The sequence below is a fragment of the Pseudozobellia sp. WGM2 genome (assembly GCF_017810075.1).
Taxonomy (GTDB): domain Bacteria; phylum Bacteroidota; class Bacteroidia; order Flavobacteriales; family Flavobacteriaceae; genus JADNYK01.
In genome coordinates, this window is the sequence record NZ_JADNYK010000004.1 from 668,490 (window position 1) to 674,489 (window position 6,000).

Genomic DNA, 6,000 nt, shown 5'->3' on the forward strand with positions numbered 1-6,000 from the left:
CTATAAAATAATTTCAGCAATATTCTTCATAATGAAAAAAGAGCAAATTTCTTCTCTTCAAAAATATCTCTGGTTAGGTCAAAAAATTACTCCACAGTCTCCTAAATATAACATTGGAGGATACGCGGTTATTAACGGTTTTATTGATTATAATTTATTTAAAGAAGCAATATCAATTTTTTCTACAAAACATACTATACTAAAAAGTGTGTTTCGAGAAGAAAAAGGCAATCCATTTTCATGTATTTATGTGCGAGATATTGATGAAGACATCCATTATTTCGAAGAGAACATCAAAGAAAAAGCACTTAATCTAATTCAAAAAGATTTCAGTATTCCCTTTGATATTTATCATGGGAAAAGATTATTTAAAATTTGGCTCATCAAGATTAGTCCTAACTCTTTCGTCTGGTATACGAAACTACATCACTTAATAGGAGATGGTTATTCATTTAAATTATTATTTAATGAAGTTAGCACTATTTATTCCTCGTTGACAGGGATTACAATTGCTGTCGATAAAGCTAATTTTAAGCAGTTCAATCAACATGTCACTGAAGAGAAATCATATTATAATTCTGAGGTCTTTGAAAAAGACAAAGAATTTTGGAAGCAAAAATTTACCGCATTTCCAAAACTCATTTATGCTAAGTCAACTCAAGCAAATACCATTTATAATAAAGAATTGTATTTGTCTGAAAACTCATTGAAAAAATTACAATTGATATCGCAGAAAGATAACATTAGTGTTTTCCACATATTACTAGCGAGTTTTTCTATAGTACTCTCTAAGTTCTATTTTACCCAGGAGCTAAACTTTGGAACTCCGATACTTAATAGAATCAGCAGAGCTGATAGAAAAATATTCGGCCCTTTAATTAATCTACTCCCTTTACAGATAAAACTGCCTACTGATATTTCCTTTTTACAACTTATCAAGCAAATAAAAAAGAATCTTTTCAGTATGTTAAGGCATCAAAAATTTCAACAAGCTGATTTAATTAAGGAACTATCCTTTAATGGAAATAGACTGTATGATGTGAGGATATCTTATGAAAATTTTGAATATAAGCATCAATTTTCAAATTGTCATACGGAACTTGTAGCCTTATCAAATCACAGTGAGGAAGATCCTATATCAGTTCATGTGATGGACTACAATGAGGAAGGTTTAAAATTTCGTTTTGATATTGCTGGAAGTTACGTTCCCGAATACATAGCCGATGAGATCATTGTATCCTTAGCTCATATTCTTCAGAATGCTTCAGGATTACTTAATAATAGTATTAATACCATATCCATAGCTACAGAAACTCAGAAACAGGAAACAAAAGCTATTTCTGCTGGAGTAATTAGAAGTGCTGAAATGGACAATTTTGTAGAATTATGGAAGAAAAACGTACAGGATTTTTCCTCAAATCAAGCTATTGTTTATAAAAAAGAAAAATTAAGTTATACAGAGGTAGATAAGAAGGTCAAAAGGGTATCCGCATATATAAATGAAAAAGGAGTTAAAAAAGGTGATCGAATTGGAGTATTGTTAGATCGATCCATTGATGTAATTCCTGTAATATTAGGTATCCTTCAATCTGGAGCTACATACGTGCCAATTGATAAGTCATTACCTAATGAACGAAAAGAACTTATAATTCAGGATAGTGCAATTAAACTTTTGTTAATAGATGACACATCTCAATTTCATTGTGAGTGCATTCAGTTAACAACCATATTAAATAATAAATTGCCAGTCGTTTCTGATACTATTTCAATTCTACCTGAAGATGAAGCTTATATTATTTACACTTCTGGGTCAACAGGAAAGCCCAAAGGAGTAGCAATTATGCACAAGTCGCTAATTGATTACACTATTACTTTTTCAAATTACTTTAAGCTTGACGATTCAGACTGTGTTATCCAACAATCTTCATTAGTATTTGATACCTCAATCGAGGAAATATTTCCTATCTTAAGTGTTGGCGGAACCTTAGTCATAGCCGAAAATCCAAAAGATTTTCATAATGTATTTCAGGAATGTAGCCGAAATGGTGTAACCCTTCTAAGTACCAATCCTTATACTGTTCAACATCTAAATAAAAATTACGAAAACTACGTTCTTTCTTTAAAAACTATCATTAGTGGAGGCGATGTTCTAAGAAGTGAACAAATAAGTAATTTATTAGATAAAGCTGAGGTGTACAACACTTATGGACCTACGGAAAGCACTGTTTGCGCCACTTATCATAAAATCACTCCAAAAGATTTAATACTTCCTATTGGAAAACCCATTGCTAACAGAAAAGTATTCATACTCGACAAAAACAATAACCTTTTACCAAAAGGAGCACTTGGAGAAATAGCACTAGCCGGTAAAGGATTAGCAAATTGCTATATAAACAATAATAAATTAACCACATCACTATTTACTAAAGTTGAGGGTGAACGAGTATATAAAACAGGTGACTTAGGACAATGGGATAGTCAAGATAATTTGCTTTTTTTGGGCAGAAAAGATGACCAATTAAGTTTTAGAGGATATCGTATTGAACCTCAAGAAATAATCTTAACAATAAAATCAATAGACCCTTCTATAGAGAATTGCCTTGTTACCTTAAAGGAGATTCGAAATACTTCAGAATTAATAGTTTACCTATCAGGCAATAATAAAATATATACTGATACCTATCTGCTAAAAGAATTAAAAAAGAAGTTACCGGCTTATATGATACCCAATCATATAATATTTCTTGATAAACTGCCACTTAATTTAAACGGAAAAGTTGATACAGAACATCTTCCAGCCCCTAATAATTTCATTCCTAAAAAAGAAATATGTCTACCGATTTCTGATACAGAAAAAGATATAGCAAAAATTTGGAAGGATATTTTAAGTTTAAAAGAAATAGATATTCATACTAACTTTTTTGAACTTGGTGGACATTCATTACTTGCCAATCAATGTATTGGAATTATAAGGGAAAATCAAAAACAAGACATTTCTTTAAAGGAATTCTATGAAGCTCCTACAATTCATGAGTTAGCCAAAATTTTAGAATCTAAAGAAGTATCTTTATCATTCCAACTACATAAAGCTCCGAAACAGGCATTATATCCATTGTCATATTCTCAAGAACGACTCTGGTTCTTAAATCAGTTAAATAAAGAAAACAAGGCCTACTATGTGCCTAGGGCCATTAAAATGTCTGGAGACCTAGATGTTTCCGTCCTTGAAAAAACTTTTACTTTACTAATTGAGAAGCATGAAATATTAAGAACCCTATTTCCTGTCATTCAAGGAATTCCATATCAAAAAATAATTGAGCCCTATTATCTTGATATTCCAGTCGTGTCCCTTATCGGACTTTCTTTGGAGGAGCAAAACAGTTACGTCAGAGATTTTATTTTAAAAGAAGGAAATCTAAAATTTGACTTGGAAAAAGGTCCCTTATTAAGGGTGACTATTTTGCAAAGAGCAGAACAAGATAACGTGTTAGTATTTTGCGAACATCATCTTATACATGATGGTTGGACACAGGGGATATTATTAAGAGAATTTATCGAAACATATTCAAAACTAACTCAAGATGCAAATTATTCATTGACAAAATCAGAACTTCAGTTCAAAGATTTTTCCTTTTGGCAAAAAAAATTTTTTACAGATGAAACACTCAAGAATCATATATCTTTTTGGAAAACGAAGCTTGAAGGGCATATTTCTGTATTATCATTACCTCAAAAGAACAAGCGCCCAAAAAAGATTACTGGGAATGGACAATTATTGACTAAAACAATTAATGAAAAACTATCCGATAAATTAAGAGAATTCAGTTTGGATAATGACTCTACATTATTCATTACTATGTTATCAGCTTTTAAAATCGTCTTAAGCCGATTTAGTAATGAAACAGATATCTGTGTAGGAACAGCTAATGCGAATAGACGATTAGCTTCTATAGAAGATATGCTAGGAATGGTCATAAATACTCTTACTTTACGAACACAGTTTGATAATTCAGATTCGTTAAAATTGGTGCTTAATAAGGTAAAGAAAACATGTTTTGAAGCTTATACCTATGAAGACACACCATTTGGAAAAGTAGTTGAACATGTCGCTCCAAATAGAAGTTTAGGGTTGATGCCTTTATTTCAATATATGTTCAGTTTCATGAACACTCCGTCAAGAAATCTATTTCTTCCCAATCTTGAATTGGAAGTTTTAGATTCACACAACCAATCAGCCAAGTTTGACATCAATGTGGTAGTAGTTACACCTTTTGAACAAGGGATGGAAGAAGCAAACAGAGCCATCATAGTCGAATGGGAGTACAATTCAGATATCTATTCTAAAGATGTAATGATGCAAGTGCTTGATGCATATATTAAAATTCTTGAAGTGATGGTTTCTTCCCCGGATTTACCTTACAAAAAGGTGTCAATTATAAGCCAAGAACAGCGCCACGAGCTGCTCCACACCTTCAACGACACCAAGGCCGAATACCCAAAGGACAAAACCATCATACAACTGTTCCAGGAACAGGCCGAGGAGACCCCGGACAACACCGCTCTGGTATTCGGGGAACAACAACTGACCTATAAAGAACTCAACGAACTCTCAAACCAGCTCGCCGACTACCTGGCAAAGAACTATGCCCCGGAACCGGACCAGCTCATCGCGATACGGCTCGAAAGGAGCCAATGGATGATCGTCGCAATCCTGGCCGTGCTCAAAACAGGGGCAGCGTACCTGCCGATAGACCCTCAGTACCCCGAAGAGCGCATACGGTACATGGTACAGGACAGCGGGGCAAAGGCCGTCATCGACCAGGGACTGTTGGACACCTTCCTCGACCAGAAGGAACGCTTCGGAAAGGAAAACACCCGAAACAAGGCAAATCGGGACAGCCTCGCATACGTGATATACACATCAGGCTCCACCGGGAAACCAAAAGGAGTCATGATAGAGAATAAAGGGATTGTTAACAGAATCAATTGGATGTGGGAGACTTTAGGTTTTGAAAAAAATGAGACTGTTCTCTTTAAAACAACATTCACTTTCGATGTTTCAGTTTGGGAATTATTTTTACCGCTTTGTTGGGGCAATAAAATGGTTATATGCACTAGAGGGGATATATATTCTCCATCTCAACTAATAAACCTAATTGGCAAACATAAAGTAAATACACTTCACTTTGTTCCCAGTATGTTCAAGTTATTTATCAATGCTCTTAAAGATAATGACATTAGTTTAATCAACAGTTTAAATCGTATTATAACTAGCGGAGAAACTTTGCCTCTAGAAACGGTAAATGAATGGTATGACCTCTCAAATATTCCTATTGAAAATCTTTATGGCCCTACCGAAGCATCAATAGATGTAACATATTTCAAGACAGATTCCAAGAATACCACAATTCCTATCGGATCTCCAATCTGGAACACCCAGGTATATATTCTCGATTCCGACCACAACCTGCTCCCCAAAGGGGTCGCCGGGGAGATCTGCATCTCCGGGGACGGACTGGCCCGAGGGTATCTCAACAGGCCCGAACTCACCCGGGAGAAGTTCGTGCCCCACCCTTTCACCAAGGGCCAAAGACTGTACAAAACAGGGGACCTGGGAAGATGGCTCCCCGACGGCAACATAGAGTTTTTGGGACGCAAGGACGACCAGGTCAAGATAAGGGGCCATCGTATCGAACTAGGGGAGATAGAAAGCGCGATACTGCAACTGGACGGAACCGAACAATGCGTCGTGGTGGCAAGGGAGGACAAGGACCGGAACAGGGACTTGGTCGCCTACTATACCTGTGGGGAGAACTTCGACAGGGACAACATAAGGGAGGACATCGCCAAGAGCCTTCCCCCCTACATGGTACCGAACCATTTCGTCGGCCTGGAGGAACTGCCGCTGACACCTAACGGGAAGATAGACAAAAAAGCGCTCCCCGACCCACGGACCATGGAACTAGGCGACGGGACACAGTACGTCGCCCCGAGAAACGA

Annotated in this window: 1 protein-coding gene; it reads left to right on the forward strand. The window is 36.1% G+C overall.

The genetic code is table 11. The annotated features are described in order from the left end of the window. Positions 1–31: 31 nt before the first annotated feature. On the forward strand, positions 32–6,000 hold a 5,969-nt coding region (locus IV512_RS12690; RefSeq protein WP_209403899.1), incomplete at its 3' end, for a non-ribosomal peptide synthetase.